Source organism: Chenggangzhangella methanolivorans, from assembly GCF_019797865.1.
Classification (GTDB): domain Bacteria; phylum Pseudomonadota; class Alphaproteobacteria; order Rhizobiales; family Methylopilaceae; genus Methylopila; species Methylopila methanolivorans.
The window spans coordinates 1,333,711-1,351,473 of the sequence record NZ_CP081869.1; the positions used below are offsets into that span (position 1 = coordinate 1,333,711).

The following is a 17,763-nucleotide window of genomic DNA, read 5'->3' on the forward strand; positions in this document are numbered from 1 at the left end:
AACGCGCCGCGCTCACGCGTGGGCGGCCGTCGCCTGCGCCTCCTCCGACGCCTGGTCGTCATGCGGCGCCTTGGCGACGGCGCCGCCCGACAGCAGCCGGCAGAGCCTGGCGAGCGTCGCGCGCATGTCCTTGCGGTGCACGACCATGTCGACCATGCCGTGGTCCTTCAGATATTCCGAGCGCTGGAAGCCGGCCGGCAGCTTCTCGCGGATCGTCTGCTCGATGACGCGCGGGCCCGCGAAGCCGATCAGCGCGCCGGGCTCGGCGATGTGGACGTCGCCGAGCATCGCGTAGGACGCCGTGACGCCGCCGGTGGTCGGATTCGTCAGCACGACGATGTAGGGCTTCTTGGCCTCGCGCAGCATCTGCAACCGCGGGGGTGCGCGGCATGGGCCTCCTGCATGCGGATGCGCCCTGCCGGCGCGCGAACCAGCCGGACGCGGCGAACAGCACCAGCGGCGTGCCGCGCGCGGCGGCGGTCTCGAGCCCCTTCACGATGGCCTCGCCAGCCGCCATGCCGAGCGAGCCGCCCATGAAGTCGAAGTCCTGCACCACGACCGTGACCGGCGCGCCGTCGATCGCGCCCACGGCGATCTTCACCGCGTCCTGCATCGAGGTCTTGGTGCGGGCGTCCTTCAGTCGGTCGGCGTATTTCTTCTCGTCGCGGAACTTCAGCGGGTCGTGGGCGACCTCGGGGAGCGAGATCTCCTCGAAACCCTCGTCGAGGGTCGCGGCGAGGCGCTGCTTGGCGCCCATGCGCAGGTGATGGCCGGAGCCCGGGATCACCCAGTCGTTGGCCTCGACGTCCTTGTGGAAGACGAGCTGGCCGGTCTCGGGACATTTGATCCAGAGATTCTCGGCGGGCGCCTCGCGGCGCTCCCAGAGGCTGTTGATCTTGGGGCGGACGACGTTGATGAGCCAGTTCATGGGGGCAGAGCCTTGAGCTTACGGCGGGGCGGCGTCAAGCCGCCGCGCGGCCGCGCCTGACGCCGGCGGCGAGCGCCGAAACGAGATCGGTGACGGCCTTGACCGTTCCGGGGGTCGCCCGGCCTTCGCCGTCAAGGCTCTGGCGCACGGCCTCGACCAGCGCCGAGCCGACCACGACGCCGTCCGCGCCGGCCGCAATCGCGGCGGCGTGCTCGGGCGTCTTCACGCCGAAGCCGACCGCGACGGGCAGGCTGGTGTGGCGCTTCAGCCGCGAAACGGCGGAGGCCACGACGTTGAAGTCGGGCGTGGCGACGCCGGTCACGCCGGTGACGGAGACGTAATAGACGAAGCCCGCGGTGTTCTTGAGCACTGCCGGCAGCCGCGCGTCGTCGGTGGTCGGGGTGGCGAGGCGGATGAAGGCGATGCCTTGGCTCAGCGCCGGCAGGCAGAGCTCGTCGTCCTCCTCCGGCGGCAGATCGACCACGATGAGCCCATCGACGCCGGCGTCCTTGGCCTCAGCGAGGAAGCGCTCGACGCCGAAGATGTAGATCGGATTGTAGTAGCCCATGAGGATGATGGGCGTGTCGGCGTCATGGGCGCGGAAGTCGCGCACGAGATGAAGCGTCTTCTCGAGCGTCTCGCCGCCCTTGAGCGCCCGCAGGCCCCCGGCCTGGATCGCCGGGCCGTCGGCCATCGGATCGGTGAACGGCATGCCGAGCTCGATCACGTCGGCGCCTGCGGCCGGCAGGGCCTTCAGGATCTCGAGCGAGGTCGCGTGGTCGGATCGCCGGCCGTGACGAAGGTCACGAGCGCCGCGCGGTTCTCGGCGGCGGCCTGCGCGAAACGGGCTTCGATGCGGACGGTCACAGCGGCATTCCCAGGCGATCGGCCATCTGCGGCACGTCCTTGTCGCCGCGGCCGGAGAGGTTGACGACCATCAGGTGGTCCTTCGGGCGCTTGGGCGCATGCTCCAGCACCTTGGCGATGGCGTGGGCGCTTTCGAGCGCGGGGATGATGCCCTCGAGCTTCGACAGCACCTGGAAGGCCTCCACGGCCTCCTCGTCGGTCGCCGAGAGATAGGTCACGCGGCCGACGTCGTTGAGCCAGGCGTGCTCCGGCCCGATGCCCGGATAGTCGAGGCCGGCCGAGATCGAATGGCCTTCCTCGATCTGCCCGTCCTTGTCCATCAGCAGATAGGTGCGGTTGCCGTGCAGGACGCCCGGCTGGCCGCCAGCGATGGAGGCGGCGTTGAGCTTGTCGAGGCCGAAGCCCGCGGCCTCGACGCCGAAGATCTCGACCGAGCGGTCGTCGAGGAAGGGATGGAACAGGCCGATCGCGTTGGACCCGCCGCCCACGCAGGCGAACAGGCTGTCGGGGAGGCGCCCTTCCGCCTCCTGCATCTGCGCCTTGGTCTCGTCGCCGATGACCGACTGCAGGTCGCGCACGATCGTCGGATAGGGGTGCGGGCCCGCCACCGTGCCGATGCAGTAGAAGGTGTCGGCGACGTTGGTGACCCAGTCGCGCAGCGCCTCGTTCATGGCGTCCTTGAGCGTCTTGGCGCCGGACTGCACGGGAACGACGGTCGCGCCCAGCATCTTCATGCGGAACACGTTCGGGGCCTGCCGGGCGACGTCGACCGCGCCCATGAACACCACGCATTCGAGCCCAAACCGCGCGCAGAGGGTCGCGGTCGCGACGCCGTGCTGGCCCGCGCCGGTTTCGGCGATGATGCGCTTCTTGCCCATGCGCCTAGCCAGCAGGATCTGGCCGAGGACGTTGTTCACCTTGTGGGAGCCGGTGTGATTCAGCTCCTCGCGCTTGAGATACACCTTCGCGCCGCCGAGATGCTCGGTGAGCCGCTCGGCGAAATACAGCGGACTCGGGCGGCCGATGTAATGGGTCTGGTGAGCCCGCATCTCGGCGAGAAACGAGGGATCGTCCTTCGCCTCGGCGTAGGCCTTCTCGAGGTCGAGGATCAGCGGCATCAGCGTCTCGGCGACGAAGCGGCCGCCATAGATGCCGAAGCGGCCGCGCTCGTCGGCGCCGGTGCGGAAGGAATTGGGCTCGGGCTGCGCCGTCACGGGCGGACCTTTCGAACTCTTCAGGCAGGGACGGCGCGGGCGGCCATGACGAAGGCCGCGATCCGCTCCGGATCCTTCACGCCGGGCGCGCTTTCGACGCCGGACGAGACGTCGAGGACTGGAGCGGCCGTGGCGCGCAACGCCTCCGCGACGTTGCCGGGGTTGAGGCCCCCGGAAAGCACGAAGGGCGCTTAGGGTCAAGGCCGGCGAGCAGGCCCCAGTCGAAGGCGACGCCGTTGCCGCCGGGAAGCACAGAACCCTTCGGCGGCTTGGCGTCGAACAGAACCCGGTCGGCCGCCGCCCAATAAGGCTCCGCGCGGGCGAGATCGGAGGCGTCCGAGATCGCGACCGCCTTCCAGATCTCGCGGCCGTAGCGCTCCTTCAGCTCGGCCACGCGCTCAGGCGTCTCCGACCCGTGAAGCTGGAGGATGTCGGGCGCGGCGACCGCGGTCAGCGCGGTGAGCAGCGCGTCGTCGGCGTCGACGGTCAACAGCGCGACCCTGGCCCGCCCGCCGACCTTCGCCGCGAGCGCCGCCAACCGGTCCGGCTCGACATGGCGCGGGCTTTTCGGAAACGACACGAAGCCGACCACGTCGGCCCCGGCGTCGAGCGCGGCGTCGAGCGTGTCCTCGGTCGAAATCCCGCAGATTTTTATCGCGACGGTCATTTGGAGCTCTGCAAAGCCGAACTGCGTGCTTCGAGACGACTTCTTACAGAAGCCTCCTCAGCAGGAGGAGGGTCTTGGACTGGCAGGCGGGACGTTCTTCAGTGTGAGGTGGCCGCGCACGCGGCCGTCTCGAAGCGCGCAGGTCGCCGATCCCATGTGGTGAAGGGCTCTCCCGGCCGCAAATACACAAGTCAATTTTGGTTTTTACTAAATTCCATAGAACATATCGGTTTTGGATTGCGGGCCGTTCGCGCCGGGTCTAAATATCGCCTGAATTCCGGGCGCCCGAGCGCGCCTTACGACCGGAGCCAGAAATGTCCGCCTTCTCCCGCCGCGCCGCCCTCGCCCTTGGCGTCGCTTTGCTCGCCGCCGCGCCTGTCCGCGCCGAGGAGCCGAACGCCATCCTCAACGTCTCCTACGACATCGGCCGCGAGCTCTTCGTCGCGATCGACAAGGCGTACTCCGCCGACGTGAAGGCGAAGTCCGGCAAGGACATCACCGTCAATCAGAGCCATGGCGGCACCTCCAAGCAGGCGCGCGCCATCCTCGAGGGGCTCGAGGCCGACGTCGTGACCTTCAACCAGGAGCTCGACGTCCAGTTCCTCGCCGACAAGGGCGGCCTGGTGGCGGCCGACTGGAAGACCAAGTTCCCGAACAACGCTTCGCCCTACTATTCGCTGCCGGCCTTCGTGGTGCGGGCCGGCAACCCGAAGGGCGTGAAGAACTGGGACGACCTGATCCGCGACGACGTCAAGGTCGTGTTCCCGAATCCGAAGACGTCCGGCAACGCGCGCTACACCTATCTCGCGGCCTACGCCTTCGCGCTCAAGACCTATGCGGGCGACGAGGCCAAGTCCGACGCCTTCGTGAAGAAGCTGCTGGCGAACGTGCCCGTGTTCGACACCGGCGGCCGCGGCTCGACCACCACCTTCGTGGAGCGCCAGATCGGCGACGTGCTCGTGACCTTCGAGGCGGAGACGGCCGCGGTGAAGAAGGAGTACGGCGCCGACAAGGTCGACGTCGTGGTGCCGCCCGTGAGCCTTCTGGCCGAATTCCCGGTGGCGGTCGTCGAGAAGGTCGCGGCGCGCCGCGGGTCGACGGCGATCGCCAACGACTACCTCAACTATCTCTACAGCCCGAAGGGGCAGGAGATCATCGCGTCCTTCAACAACCGGGTGCAGGACGAGAAGATCATGGAAGCCAACAAGGACCGCTTCCCCGCCGTCGAGCTTCTGACCGTCGACAAGGTGTTCGGCGGCTGGAAGAAGGCGAGCGAGACCCACTTCGCGTCCGGCGGCAAGCTCGACCAGGTGTTCGTGGGGCGGTGACGCCGCCCTTGTCCCGGAGCTGATCCGGGACCCAGTGTCCCGGATCAGCTCCGGGACCCAGAACCGAACCGGTCTCACGATTGAGCTGCGACGGCGCCGCTCATCTCGCAAACGTCAGCGTGTCTGGGTCCCGGATCAAGTCCGGGACAAGGCAGCGGGCTCGCGATCCGGGATCGCGTTCCGTATAAGGCGCTTCACTCTGACGATCCCGGCCTGGCGCGGACGCGCCGTCCGGGATCACGCTTGTTCGGCCCTTGATGTCCCGCTCCCCCCTCCCCGGCTTTCGCCTCGCGCTCGGGCTCACGCTCGCCTATCTCGGGCTGATCGTGCTGCTGCCGCTGGCGGCCCTCATCGCCCAGGCCTCCGGCATGGGCTGGGAGCGCTATCTCGCGGTCGTGACGAGCCCGCGCTCGCTCGCCTCGTTCCAGATCACGGTGCTCGCCGCGTTCGGCGCGACGGTCTTCAACGCCGTCTTCGGCCTCGGCCTCGCCTGGGCGCTCACGCGCTACGAGTTTCCGGGGAAGCGCCTGCTCGACGCGCTGGTCGACGTGCCGTTCGCGCTGCCGACCGCGGTCGCGGGCGTGGCGCTCACCGCGCTCTTCGCCGCCAACGGCTGGTACGGGGCGGCGCTCGCCCCCCTCGGGATTCAGGTCGCCTACGCGCCGCTCGGCATCATGTGCGCGATGGCCTTCACCAGCATTCCCTTCGTGGTGCGCTCGGTGCAGCCGGTGCTCGCCGACCTCTCGTCGGAGGCCGAGGAGGCCGCCGAGACGCTCGGCGCCGGCCAGCTGCGCACCTTCTGGAGCGTGATCTTCCCCGCGATCTTCCCGGCGTTCCTCGCCGGCTGCAGTCTCGCGTTCGCGCGCTCATTGGGCGAGTTCGGCGCGGTGATCTTCATCGCGGGCAACCAGCCGTTCAAGACCGAGATCGCCGCGCTCCTCGTCTTCATCCGGCTCGAGGAGTACGACTACCAGGCGGCCGCCGCGATCGCCTCGGTGATGCTGGGCGCGGCCTTCGTGATGCTGCTCGTCGTCAACGCCATCCAGCTCTGGCATCTGCGCTACGCGCGGGAGGGGCAGTGATGGCCGGCCGCGCCATGAACCGCCGTCCCCGCGTCGGCGACGGCCCGATCGCCAAGCCGCTGATCCTCGGTCTCGTGATCGTCACGGCGGCGCTCGTCATCGTCGGGCCGCTCGCCGTCATCTTTTACGAGGCGCTCAAGCTCGGCGTCGGGACGTACCTCGCAACCTCGCGACGCCGGACACCCGTCACGCGATCTGGCTGACGGTGGCGACCGCGCTCCTTGCGGTGCCGATCAACGCGGCCTTCGGGATCGCGGCCGCCTACGCCATCGCCAAGTTCGAATTCCGCGGCAAGGGCCTCCTCACCGCGCTGGTCGAGCTCCCGTTCTCGATCTCGCCGATCGTGGCCGGCGTCGCCTATCTCTTCGTCTACGGCGCGCAAGGGTGGTTCGGGCCCTACCTGCAGGACGCCGGGATCAAGATCATGTTCGCCTATCCGGCGATCGTGCTCGCGAGCCTGTTCGTCACCGCGCCGTTCGTCGCGCGCGAGATCCTGCCGCTGATGCAGGCGCAGGGCTCCACCGAGGAGGAGGCGGCGCTTTCGCTCGGCGCGTCCGGCTGGCGCACGCTGTTCTCGGTGACGCTGCCCAACATCCGCTGGGCGCTGTTCTATGGGGTGCTGCTCACCAACGCCCGCGTCATGGGCGAATTCGGCGCGGTCTCGGTGGTCTCGGGCTCGATTCGCGGCGTCACCAACACGGCGCCGCTCCAGATCGAGCTGCTCTATCAGGACTACAACGCCGCCGGCGCCTTCGCGGCCGCGACGGTTCTGGCCGGAATCGCGCTGCTGACGATCGTGGGCAAGATCGTGGTGGAGCGGATGGATCCGGACGTCGGGAGCGGCAAGGCCGGGTGAAGCCGCCGCGTCATCCCGGACGGTCGCAGGCCGAGCCGGGATCGTGCGCAGAAACTGGCTTGAGAACCACCCTGCGTCGTCCCGGCCTTGAGCCGGGACCCATGAGCACCGCAGTTTCAGGATCAGGCGCGGTCGTCGGGATTCCGACAGACGGCGTCGGTTCTGGGTCCCGGCTCAAGGCCGGGACGACGCGCGGCGCTTCAATCGCCCACTCGAAAAATGGTTCCGGCTCTTCGCTTCGACAGGAATGACGCTCGACGCCCTCACGCCGCCTTCTGCGGCGCGGGCAACGCGGCGGTCGCGGCGGCCTGACGGCGCGCTGCGGCGGCTTCCCGGCGAGCCTGTTCGGTCTCCGCCTCGAGCCGTTCGGCCTCGATGCGGCGGCGGCGGGTCTCCTTGCGCCACTTGCCTTGGCGCGCCCAGGAGGCGATCCCGCCGACGAGCACGCCGAGCATCACCGACAAGAGCACCACGGCGAACAGCGGCAGGTCGATCGAGAAGGCCGGCGTCGTCGGCGCGAACGGATCGAAGCCGACCGTCACGGACTGCCGGTTCGCCACCGCGAACACGATGATGAACAGAGCGAGCGGAATGCCGATCAGCCCGGCGAGAAAACGCCGAAACCTCATGCCGGCACGCCCGCCTCGAGTTCGTCCTTGTTGAGCCGCACGCGCATCTCCTTGCCCGTCTTGAAGAACGGCACGACCTTGCCGTCGACCGGAACGTGCTCGCCGGTGCGCGGGTTCCTCCCGACGCGGGCCGGACGGGCCTTCACCGAAAAGGCCCCGAAGCCGCGAAGCTCGACCCGGTCGCCGCGCGAGAGCGCGTCGACGATCTCGTCGAGGATGGCGTTGACGATGTTCTCGACGTCCCGCTGGTAGAGATGCGGATTGAGCGTCGCGATCTTGGTGACGAGTTCTGATTTGATCATTCACCGCTCCCCTGCAGTGCGAAGGTTTCGTGCAGAGACGCTAAGTATAGGGACTTGTACGGAAAATCAGGCCGCAGGGTGCCAGATGGCCAAAACACCGTCAAGGACGACGCCCTCCCCCGTTCGACGGAGAGAAGCGGCGAGGCCAGGGAAGCCGAGCGCGTCGACGAAAGCCGCCGCAAGGCCCGCGGCGCCGAGCCCAAACGGGCCGTCGCCCTTGGGTTTCCACTCCTTGACCGGCAGCGACGCGTCGACGCCCTTGCCGGCGAGCCAGGCCAGCGCCTCGGGCTCGCCGCCGATCTCGTCGACGAGCTTGAGATCGATCGCCTGGCGGCCGGTGAAGACGCGCCCGTCCGAGACCGAAGCGAGCGCCTGCCCCTGAAGGCCGCGCCGCTCGCCCACCACGCCCTTGAACCAGGCGTATGAGTCGAGGATCAGCGCCTCGAGCGCCTTGCGCGCCTCCGGGCTCGTGGGCTCGACGCCCGAGGGCGCGGCCTTGAGCGGCGAGGACTTCACGCTCTCGACCTCGACGCCGACGGTCTTCAGGAGGCCGGTGAAGTTCGGGAACTGCGCCAGCACGCCGATGGAGCCGGTGATCGAGGTCTTGCGCGCGATGATGTGGTCGCTCGCGATCGCCGCGACATAGCCCCCGGAGGCCGCGAGCGTGCCCACCACGGCCACCGTCGGGCGATCCTTGGCGATCAGCCGCACGGCCTCGTAGATGTCCTCGGAGGCCGTGACGCCGCCGCCGGGACTGTCGATCATCAGCATGACGCCCTTGGCGTCGCTCTTGGCGAGGTCGGCGAGGAGCTTCGAGCGCTTCTCGTCGTCGAAGATGACGCCCGAGATCGCGACCTTGGCGATATGCGCTCCGCGGGGCCCCGCGCGCCGCTCGCCGCCGGCCCCGTAAGCCAGCGCGCCGACCACGATCGCGACGCCGACGAGCGCGATCGCGCCGATGCGCCAGAAGGCGAGCCGCCGTCGCAGCGCCCGGCGATCCAGGATGGCGTCGGCGTCGAGGGGCATCGGATCATGTCTCGCGATAAACCGCGTCTCTCAGGACGCTTCGAGACGATGACCTAACACGACGAAGGCCCGCGCGGAAACTCCGCGCGGGCCCTCTGATCGATCGATGTGGGGCGCCGGAGCGCCCCGCGTTTCAAAGAGCTCAGTCTTCCGAGCCGCCTTCGCGCTTCTTGAGCGCGGCGCCGAGGATGTCGCCGAGCGAAGCGCCCGAGTCCGACGAACCGTAGGTCGCGACCGCTTCCTTCTCCTCGGCGATTTCCAGCGCCTTGATGGAGACGGCGATCTTGTGCGCCTTCTTGTCGAACTGCGTGACGCGGGCGTCGAACTTCTCGCCGACGGCGAAACGCTCCGGACGCTGGTCGCCGCGCTCGCGGGCGAGGTCGGCGCGACGGATGAAGGCGGTGAGCTCGGTCTCGGAGATCTTCACCTCGAGGCCGCCCTCCTTCACCTCGATGACCTCGCAGGTCACCACGGAGCCCTTGCGCATCTCGCCGGTGGTGTCGACGAACGGGTCGCCGCCGAGCTGCTTCACGCCGAGCGAGATCCGCTCCTTCTCGACGTCGACGTCGAGAACCTGGGCGCGGACGATGTCGCCCTTCTTGAACTCCTCGATGACCACTTCGCCGGCGCGGTTCCAGTCGAGATCCGACAGGTGGACCATGCCGTCGACGTCGTTGTCGAGGCCGAGGAACAGACCGAACTCGGTCTTGTTCTTGACTTCGCCCTCGACCTCGGAGCCGACCGGATGGTTCTCGAGGAACGCCTCCCAGGGGTTCTGCATGGTCTGCTTGAGGCCGAGCGAGATGCGGCGCTTCACAGGATCGACCTCGAGCACCATCACTTCCACTTCCTGCGAAGTGGCGACGATCTTGCCCGGGTGGACGTTCTTCTTGGTCCACGACATCTCGGAGACGTGGATCAGGCCTTCGATGCCCGGCTCCAGCTCCACGAACGCGCCGTAGTCGGTGATGTTGGTCACGCGGCCCGCGAACTTGGCGCCGGCCGGGTACTTGGCCTCGATGCCCTGCCACGGATCTTCGAGCAGCTGCTTCATGCCGAGCGAGATGCGGTGCGTCTCGTGGTTGATCTTGATGATCTTGACCTTCACCTGCTGGCCGATCTGCAGCAGCTCGGTCGGGTGATTGACGCGGCGCCACGCGATGTCGGTGACGTGCAGCAGGCCGTCGATGCCGCCGAGGTCCACGAACGCGCCGTAGTCGGTGATGTTCTTGACCACGCCCTCGATGACCTGGCCCTCTTCGAGGTTCTGGACCAGCTCCTGGCGCATCTCGGCGCGGGACTCTTCGAGCACGGTGCGGCGCGACACGACGATGTTGCCGCGGCGGCGATCCATCTTGAGGATCTGGAACGGCTGCGGCGTGCCCATCAGCGGGCCGACGTCGCGCACCGGGCGGATGTCGACCTGGGAGCGCGGCAGGAACGCGGTCGCGCCCTGGAGGTCGACCGTGAAGCCGCCCTTGACCTGGTTGAAGATGACGCCTTCGACCTTCTGGTTGTCGTTGAAGGCGACCTCGAGCTTGACCCAGCTCTCTTCGCGGCGGGCCTTGTCGCGCGACAGGACGGCTTCGCCCATCGCGTTCTCGACGCGCTCGAGATAGACCTCGACGACGTCGCCGGGCTTCAGCGGGCTTTCGCGGCCCGTGGCGCCGAACTCCTTGAGGGCGACGCGGCCTTCGGTCTTCAGGCCGACGTCGATGACGGCCATGTCCTTCTCGATCGCGATGACAACGCCCTTGACGACGGAGCCTTCGGAAAAGTCGGCGCGCTCGAAGGACTCGTCGAGCATCGCGGCGAAATCGTCGCGCGAGGGCGCGGCAGCAGTGGCGTTCATTAAATCTCCTGGTGCCCTTCTTCGGGCTGACGGCGCCGGCGTTCGGGTTGATCTTGAGGCCCTGTCGGCCGCCGCGGTCCGGTGTCCGCCTCCCGAAGGAAGCAGGCCGGCGCCGGGACGCGCGCGTCCGAAGAACCAATCCGAAGAAACGGGCCCCTCGCGGCCGCGACGCGAAACCTCGCGCGGCCCAAGCGAGCGACCCGCCTTTCCGGACGCGCGGTCGTTAGCAGATCAGGGGACGGCGCGCAACGAAGGAGGAGAGCTTCGACGACATTCGTGGGCGCCTTGCTTGCCTATCCCACCCGGTCCTTCGGCGCGCCGCCGGGGAAGAAGTCGCGGCACGCCCGCGCGTCCTCGACGCATCGCGCAAAGCTCGGCCGGGCGCGCAACCGCTCGTAATAGGCGATGAGGTGCTTGCGCCCGTCGAAAGGCTGCACCCAGTCGGCGTAGAACAGCGAGGGCGCGGCGGCGCAGTCGCCGATCCCGAACTCCGAGCCCGCCGCCCACTCGCGCGCGGCCATCTCGCCGTCGAGCCAGTCGTAGATCTTGCCCAGCATCTCATGCGCCTTGGCGACGCCGTGCGGATCGCGATCGCCCTCGGGACGCAGCCGGTCGAACACGATCCGCTGCATCGGCTCCATGACGTAAGCGTCAAAGATCCGGTCGCGCATCCGCGCCTGAAGCGCCGCGCGCGGATCGTCGGGAATCATCTTCGGTCCGTCGGGGCGGCGCAGCTCCAGCCACTCGATGATCGAACTCGCCTCGACGACGGTCTCGCCGTCGTGCTCGAGCACCGGAAACTTCGCGATCGGCCAGAGTTTCAGCCATTCCTCGCCCGCGGACGGATTTTCGGGCGCGAGATGACGAAGCTCGAACGGCTCGTCCTTCTCGCAGAAGGCGATGAAGGCCTTCTGGGAGTAGGAGGAAAAGACATGGGCGTAGAGCTTCGGGAGCATTTCTCAGCGGCCGTCGGGTTGAGGTCAGCCCTTCAACCCTAGCGGGACGGCGCTGTGGTCGGAACTCCCCTGTCCTGCTCAGCCAGTTCTCACGCGGCCTTCGTGCGCCGCTCGACGATCGCGATCGCGGCGGCGAAGGCGGCGTCGGCGTCAAGTTCCGTCGTGTCGAGATGGACCGCGTCTTCGGCCGGCTTCAGCGGCGCGGAGGTCCGGCCCATGTCGCGGGCGTCGCGGGCGCGAATGTCGGCGAGGATCTCGGCCTCGTCCACGGTCTCGCCGCGCGCGCGGAGCTCCAGCGCGCGCCGGCGGGCGCGCTCTTCGGCCGAGGCCGTGACATAGAGCTTCACCTCGGCGTCGGGGCAGATCACCGTGCCGATGTCGCGTCCGTCGAGCACCGCGCCGGGCGGCGTCGCGGCGAAGCGGCGCTGGAACTCGACGAGCGCCTGGCGCACCTGCGGATAGGCCGACACCACCGAGGCGCCGGCCCCTGCGGCTTCGCTGCGAAGCTCCGGATCGTTGAGCCCTGCCGGATCGAGCCGGCGGGCTTCTTCCGCGCCGGCTTCGGCGTCGTCGAGCATGGTGCGGTGGATGAGCTTCACCGCGACCGCCCGGTAAAGCAGGCCGGTGTCGAGATGCGGCAGGCCGTAATGCGCCGCGATGCGCCGCGCGAGCGTGCCCTTGCCCGAGGCCGCCGGCCCGTCGATCGCCACGATCACGCCCGCCCTCCGGCCCGCCGACGTCGATCGCCGCCCCGAGCCCGCGCATCAGCGGCATGAAGTCCGGGAACGAGGTCGCGATCATGGCGGCGTCGTCGATGGCCACCGGCTGGTCGGAGGCGAAGCCCATCACAAGGAAGCTCATGGCGATGCGATGGTCGAGATGGGTGGCGATCGGCTCGCCGCCGCCCCGGACTCCGCCCTGCCCCGTCACGATCAGGTCGTCGCCCTCGATCCGCGCCTCGACGCCGCAGGCTACCAGGCCCGCATAGACCGCCGCGAGCCGATCGCTTTCCTTCACGCGCAGTTCGTGCAGGCCGCGCATCCGCGTCTCGCCGGTCGCGAAGGCCGCGGCGACGGCGAGCACCGGATACTCGTCGATCATGGTCGGGGCGCGCTCGGCCGGCACGTCGACGCCGCTGAGCGCGCTCGCCTTCACGATGAGGTCCGCGACCTGCTCGCCGCCCTCTTCGCGCTCCTCCGAGAAGGCGACGTCCGCGCCCATTTCGATGAGCGTCGTCAGAAGGCCCGAACGGAGCGGATTGGTCATCACGCCCTCGATCACGACCTCCGAGCCCGGCGTGATCAGCGCCGCGACGAGGGGAAACGCCGCCGACGACGGATCGGCCGGCACGGAGATTTCGGTCGGCTTCAGTTCGGGCTCGCCGACGAGGCGGATCGCGCGGCCATGGGCCCCGTGGGGCTCCACCGTCACCTGCGCCCCGAAGGCGCGCAGCATCCGCTCGGTGTGGTCGCGCGTCGCCTCGCGCTCGATCACCGTGGTGACGCCCGGCGCGTTGAGGCCGGCGAGAAGCACCGCGGACTTGATCTGAGCGGACGGAGCCGGCGTCTCGTAGGTGATGGGAATCGCGCGCTCAGGCCCGCGGATCGTCAGCGGCACGCGCCCGCCCTCGGCCTGGGAGACCACGGTCGCGCCCATCTTCTCGAGCGGATCGAGGATCCGGCGCATCGGGCGCGAGCGCAGCGAGGCGTCGCCGTCGAAGGTCGCCTCGACGTTCGAGCCGCCGACCACGCCCATCATCAGCCGGGAGCCGGTGCCGGCGTTGCCGAAGTCGAGCGTCCCGGCCGGGCTCTTCAGTCCGCCGACGCCCACGCCCCTCACCCGCCAGCGGCCGGCCGCGAGGCGCTCCACCTCGGCGCCGAGCGCGCGGGCGGCGCGCGCCGTCGCGATGACGTCGTCGCCTTCCAGAAGCCCCTCCACCCGGGTTTCGCCGACGGCGAGCAGGCCGAGAATCAGCGCGCGGTGCGACGTCGACTTGTCGCCGGGGGCGCGGACGCGGCCGGTGAGCGCGCCGGAACGGCGGGCGCGAGCAGGTGCGGGCTCTAGGGAGGACAAGATTTCTCGCTCTTCCGCTGGACGTTCGGGGGGCCGGCCAAATGGGCTGGCGCGTCGGCGGCTTTCGCCTTGGGCAAGCCGGTGGGCTCTTGACAGTCCGGTCCGCCCACGTCAATCCACCGCCTCGCTTCGAGATCCTGGAACGACTGAATGGCCAAGCCAGAACTCGGAGCCAAGCGGACTTGCCAGTCCTGCGGCTCCAAATATTACGACCTGATGCGCGACCCGATCACCTGTCCCAAATGCGGGGCGACGTTCGTGGCCGTGAGCCTGCTTTCGGCCGCCGCGGTCGCCCGTTCGGCGCGCGCCGAAGCCGTAAGCCGGCGCCGATCGACGATGACGACGACGTCGAGAAGCCGGAAGTCGACGAGGAGGAGGACGCCGAGGCGATCTCGCTCGAGGACGCCGACGAGGAGACCGTCGGCGCGACCAAGAAGTCGTCGTCCAAAAAAGATGACGACGAGGACGTCGACGTCGATTCGGACGACGATGACGACTCGGACGACGACGACGAGAGCTTCCTCGAGGCCGACGACGAAGGCGACGACGACGTCACCGACATCATCGGCGACAGAGAAAAAGACGACGAGGCTTGAACAGCCCCGCGAACTGTGATTGAGAGACGCGCCGCGACGGACCCCGACGCGGCGCAAGCCCTCCCGGCGCCAGCCGCGGACGGGCTGAAGGCTTCGAAAGAAGCGAGTTAGAAATGTCCGGTTCTTCGCGCGGCGGATCCCAAGCCCCGCGCTTTCGAAGGACCGCACCCCGGGTGGGGCCATAGCTCAGTTGGGAGAGCGCTTGAATGGCATTCAAGAGGTCGGCGGTTCGATTCCGCCTGGCTCCACCAAACATTTCTCGGAAAATTTCGGTTCTGTCGGTCGCACGAAAAACGTCGCAGTTCCCGCCACTTAGCGGGCGATCGAGGCGCATTACCGGTCTCTAGAAGTCGTCATAAGCCGCGATATCCGCTTTCGAGCGCGCTGGTCTCCGGTCCTGCAAAGCCATGTCGTACCCGCGCGACGATGCACTGGCCGGCCAGACGACCTCGCGGCTCGCCAGGCTGTGGAAAACTTCTTGGGTTTCAGGATTTGACCGAGCGTAGGAAGCTCAGGCTGCGGGCTGTTCGAAACCGATCATCCGCCACTGCTCCGACCAGATCATCGGAGCGTCGGCGAGCGCTTTGGCGGCGACGCCGCGAGGTAAACGGCCATCCGCGATGGCCTTCACAAGGCTAGGAGCCAGGAAGGCGTAATCGATCATCCGCTCGACGTGACGCCGGGTGCATCCGCGACGCTCGGCGAATTGATCGAGATCGATAGTTCGGCCTCGCTCGAGCTCTGCGACACATTGCCGACCGATCGCGATCCACCTGAGCAGGACGGCGCGCGCCTCCGCCTTCATCGGAAGAGCAGAGTCGTTCGCCAGCCCAAGAATGCTTTGGGCGCTTGATCGTTTTGGCGAAGGGATGCGAATCGAGTCACCGTTGGCGAGAGTGAGCTCGACGCCATCCGCAGCAACGATCGCTCGGCTGAGATGTTCAGCAACCAGTTCCCGCTCATCGAAGCTTTCGGCTGATCTCGCACGAAGCGCCGCGATGATCGCGTTTTCGATTTGCGGCGCTGAGATGCGCTTTATCGATCCGGCCTCATCTCCCCTCCCCTGCGCGACGACGCAGGACACATAGTAGCGATACCGAACACCCTTCCTGTTTGTGACGCTTGGGGTCATCGGATGCCCGCGATCGTCGAACAGCTGACCGACCAGCAGCGCGGCGGAGCTCGATCGCTTCGTGCAATGGCCGTTCCGGTTCTCAGAGATCTTCGCTGCGACCGATTGGAACAGTGACGTTGTAATGATCGCTGGGTGCTCGGCAGGATAGCTCATGCCTTTGTGGTTGAGCTCCCCAAGATAGACCCGGTTCGCCAGCAGATGCGCGAGCGGACCATTTGTCAGTGGCACGCCGCCGATCGTCTTGCCGCACGCAAGGATCCGCTGACGCGTGACGACGCCCTGCTCCCGAAGCTCCTTTTGGAGAGCGCTCAGCGATCCAAGCGCGAGATAGCGATCGAAAATTTGTCTGACGGTCGCGGCTTCAGCTTCGTCGACCACCAGCTTCTTCGCCTCGACCCGATAGCCGAGCGGCACGACCCCACCGACCCAGATGCCGCGCTTCTTCGAGGCACTGATCTTATCCCGGATGCGCTCGCCCGTGACCTCCCGCTCGAACTGCGCGAAGGACAGCAGCATGTTGAGGGTCAACCGCCCCATGCTGGTGGTTGTGTTGAATGACTGCGTCACCGACACGAACGAGACGCCGTTGGCGTCGAACAGCTCAACGAGCTTGGCGAAGTCGGCGAGCGAGCGGGTCAGGCGATCGACTTTGTAGACGACGATCACGTCAACGCCGCGTGACCGCACCAGATCGAGCAGCCGCTGCAGCGCTGGCCGCTCCATTGAACCACCGGAGAAGCCGCCGTCGGAGAACACCCCGTTTTTGACGAGCTTCCAGCCCTCCCCGGCCTGGCTTCGCACATAGGCCTCGGCCGCCTCGCATTGCGCGTCGAGAGAGTTGAAGTCCATCTCCAGCCGATGATCGGTCGAGACACGCGTATAGACCGCGCAGCGTCGGATGGTTGGCGGCTGGCGGCTCACCGAACATTCTCCCTCGCCCTCAGGCCGAAGAAGCGAGGCCCGTTCCATCGGACGCCTGTGATCGCGCGAGCGACTTCGGACAGGCTGCGGTAGGTGGCGCCGTTCCAGGCGTAGCCGTCAGCGATGTGCATCACGTGATGGGTGACGCCTTCCCATTCACGGATGAAGATCGCCCCCTGCCCCGCCCGAACCTTGTCGGGCATGGGCAGTGATTTGGCTTTGGCGAACTTTCGATCGGTAGCGACGCGGTCGAGAAACCGCGCCGTGTCCGGATCGAGGTCGCCGAGCGCATCGGCCTGCACTCGATACGCCAGCAATTTTAGCAGCAGTGATCTTGTGACAACGGTTGGCGCAGCGCGACCGGTGACGCTGCGCCAACGAGCTTTAAGCGTAGTAAAGTCGAGCGTCTCCAGTCGGCGAAGCTCGACTTCGATCCCGGGCGTGCGGGACATCTTCAGACCGCCGACGCTTGGGCCGAAGCGGCGATCGAATAGCGACACTCGCCCTGCTCGGGCTTCTCCGACGAGAGTACGAAACCTCGTTTCCGGAGGCCGCTCAACACCGCCCGCGTCGTGTGCGGCAGCCAACCAGTCGCGTCGATCAGGTCGCCCAGTGTCGCACCTTCCGGCCTGGCCAGAAGATTGACAATGATCGCCTGTTTGGTACCGGCTCGGATGGTGTCGATCTCAGGAGCGGCGCGCGCGGGCTCGGTGGTGGCGTCCACACCACCTTCAGCGCCGATTGCCAAATATCCGATCTTCGTGAGCTTAAGCCCGATCGGTTTGCCGTTCTCGTCCTGGCGCCAGTGGGGCTGGCGACGCTGAACGACCAGTTCGATCAGCAGCTCCTTCCGCAGCAGCGCAGCGATGGTGCGGGCAACCGACGGGTGAGCGTCCGTCAGAACGATGAGACCGTCTTCCCGCTGCGAGGCTGCGGACAGGAGGACGAGTTGGGCGTCCGTGAGCTTGGGTTCCGCCGAAGTGGTGTGGGGCATGAGTACTTCTCCATCGCATCTTCGCAGCGAGGGCCGCTGCTACTGAGGCGCCCCGCAAGTGCGGGGTGGGAGAAGGGAGCCGACTGGATCCAAAAGCCGCCGTCAGGCTGACTCTGAACAGCGTTTCTCGGCTTTCCCGTCGGAGCTCCTCAACAGACTGGCGCTCTGAAGGAAATGGTTCGCTTCGTAAAGAAGGGGCTCGATCTTAAATGCGATGTCCATGGCCTCGTCGAAGCGGCCAAGCTTCAAAAAAAAGCTCCTCTGCACTCTACGCCCGCTCGCCGCTCTGGACGACCCGGCGGACCATCGCGCTCAAACAAGCAACTCAGATCTTTTT

Annotated in this window: 13 protein-coding genes, 1 tRNA gene and 5 pseudogenes; 5 read left to right on the forward strand and 14 right to left on the reverse strand. The window is 67.5% G+C overall.

Annotation, left to right across the window (positions count from 1 at the left end; translation table 11 throughout):
• Positions 1-12: 12 nt before the first annotated feature.
• The 4 genes and pseudogenes from K6K41_RS07030 to K6K41_RS07045 form a co-directional block, all read right to left on the reverse strand.
• Positions 13-928: pseudogene (locus K6K41_RS07030) on the reverse strand (acetyl-CoA carboxylase carboxyltransferase subunit beta).
• A gap of 34 nt (positions 929-962) precedes the next feature.
• Positions 963-1,795, reverse strand: a pseudogene (trpA, locus tag K6K41_RS07035) (tryptophan synthase subunit alpha).
• On the reverse strand, positions 1,792-3,009 hold the full coding sequence (gene trpB / locus K6K41_RS07040; RefSeq protein WP_261404463.1) for a tryptophan synthase subunit beta: 1,218 nt from the start codon (positions 3,007-3,009) through the stop codon (positions 1,792-1,794). Before trpB ends, trpA begins: the two are co-directional and overlap by 4 nt.
• A 20-nt stretch (positions 3,010-3,029) precedes the next feature.
• A pseudogene (locus K6K41_RS07045) lies at positions 3,030-3,676 on the reverse strand (phosphoribosylanthranilate isomerase).
• A gap of 314 nt (positions 3,677-3,990) precedes the next feature.
• Between K6K41_RS07045 and cysP the strand changes: the two are divergent.
• The 3 genes and pseudogenes from cysP (at position 3,991) to cysW (ending at position 6,942) form a co-directional block, all read left to right on the forward strand.
• Entirely contained in the window at positions 3,991-5,004 is a 1,014-nt protein-coding gene (gene cysP, locus K6K41_RS07050; protein WP_261404464.1) for a thiosulfate ABC transporter substrate-binding protein CysP, read from the forward strand.
• 257 nt (positions 5,005-5,261) lie between these two features.
• Positions 5,262-6,086 (forward strand): sulfate ABC transporter permease subunit CysT, encoded by an 825-nt coding sequence (gene cysT / locus K6K41_RS07055; RefSeq protein WP_261404465.1) that lies wholly within the window; start codon positions 5,262-5,264, stop codon positions 6,084-6,086.
• Positions 6,087-6,100: 14 nt separating this feature from the next.
• Positions 6,101-6,942, forward strand: a pseudogene (gene cysW, locus K6K41_RS07060) (sulfate ABC transporter permease subunit CysW).
• Positions 6,943-7,205: 263 nt separating this feature from the next.
• Here cysW and K6K41_RS07065 read toward each other — a convergent pair.
• The 7 genes and pseudogenes from K6K41_RS07065 to aroA form a co-directional block, all read right to left on the reverse strand.
• Positions 7,206-7,571 carry a LapA family protein gene (locus tag K6K41_RS07065; protein WP_261404466.1) on the reverse strand — a complete coding sequence of 122 codons (366 nt, stop codon included), beginning with the start codon at positions 7,569-7,571 and terminating at the stop codon, positions 7,206-7,208.
• Positions 7,568-7,873: an integration host factor subunit beta gene (locus tag K6K41_RS07070; RefSeq protein WP_261404467.1), complete on the reverse strand. Its 306-nt coding sequence runs from the start codon at positions 7,871-7,873 to the stop codon at positions 7,568-7,570. The genes K6K41_RS07065 and K6K41_RS07070 overlap by 4 nt, the downstream gene beginning before the upstream one ends.
• Before the next feature lie 66 nt (positions 7,874-7,939).
• Positions 7,940-8,899, reverse strand: coding sequence for a signal peptide peptidase SppA (gene sppA / locus K6K41_RS07075; RefSeq protein ID WP_261404468.1), 960 nt, complete (start codon positions 8,897-8,899; stop codon positions 7,940-7,942).
• A 142-nt stretch (positions 8,900-9,041) separates the two neighbouring features.
• A complete protein-coding gene (gene rpsA / locus K6K41_RS07080; protein ID WP_261404469.1) occupies positions 9,042-10,751 on the reverse strand; it encodes a 30S ribosomal protein S1 in 1,710 nt (569 codons plus the stop codon).
• Positions 10,752-11,044: 293 nt separating this feature from the next.
• The gene (locus K6K41_RS07085) at positions 11,045-11,707 is read right to left on the reverse strand and encodes a glutathione S-transferase family protein (RefSeq protein WP_261404470.1); all 663 of its coding nucleotides are present in this window, start codon (positions 11,705-11,707) and stop codon (positions 11,045-11,047) included.
• 89 nt (positions 11,708-11,796) lie between these two features.
• Entirely contained in the window at positions 11,797-12,423 is a 627-nt protein-coding gene (gene cmk / locus K6K41_RS07090) for a (d)CMP kinase (protein ID WP_261405671.1), read from the reverse strand.
• Between the two features lie 22 nt (positions 12,424-12,445).
• Positions 12,446-13,783 (reverse strand): annotated as a pseudogene (aroA, locus tag K6K41_RS07095) (3-phosphoshikimate 1-carboxyvinyltransferase); the annotation flags it as partial.
• Between the two features lie 147 nt (positions 13,784-13,930).
• Here aroA and K6K41_RS07100 point away from each other — a divergent pair.
• Both K6K41_RS07100 and K6K41_RS07105 read left to right on the forward strand, forming a co-directional pair.
• Positions 13,931-14,395: a TIGR02300 family protein gene (locus tag K6K41_RS07100; RefSeq protein WP_261404471.1), complete on the forward strand. Its 465-nt coding sequence runs from the start codon at positions 13,931-13,933 to the stop codon at positions 14,393-14,395.
• Positions 14,396-14,551: 156 nt separating this feature from the next.
• Positions 14,552-14,627: transfer RNA gene (locus K6K41_RS07105), tRNA-Ala, on the forward strand.
• Positions 14,628-14,887: 260 nt separating this feature from the next.
• On the opposite strand, the gene K6K41_RS07110 is transcribed toward K6K41_RS07105, so the two are convergent.
• From K6K41_RS07110 to K6K41_RS07120, 3 genes are read right to left on the reverse strand one after another with little or no spacing between them, the layout of a single operon-like run.
• Positions 14,888-16,432: a recombinase family protein gene (locus tag K6K41_RS07110; RefSeq protein WP_261404472.1), complete on the reverse strand. Its 1,545-nt coding sequence runs from the start codon at positions 16,430-16,432 to the stop codon at positions 14,888-14,890.
• Positions 16,429-16,884, reverse strand: a complete 456-nt coding sequence (locus K6K41_RS07115; protein ID WP_261404473.1) for a DUF2924 domain-containing protein — start codon at positions 16,882-16,884, stop codon at positions 16,429-16,431. The genes K6K41_RS07110 and K6K41_RS07115 overlap by 4 nt, the downstream gene beginning before the upstream one ends.
• Positions 16,885-16,886: 2 nt before the next feature.
• Positions 16,887-17,426 (reverse strand): DUF3489 domain-containing protein, encoded by a 540-nt coding sequence (locus K6K41_RS07120; RefSeq protein ID WP_261404474.1) that lies wholly within the window; start codon positions 17,424-17,426, stop codon positions 16,887-16,889.
• Between the last annotated feature and the right edge of the window lie 337 nt (positions 17,427-17,763).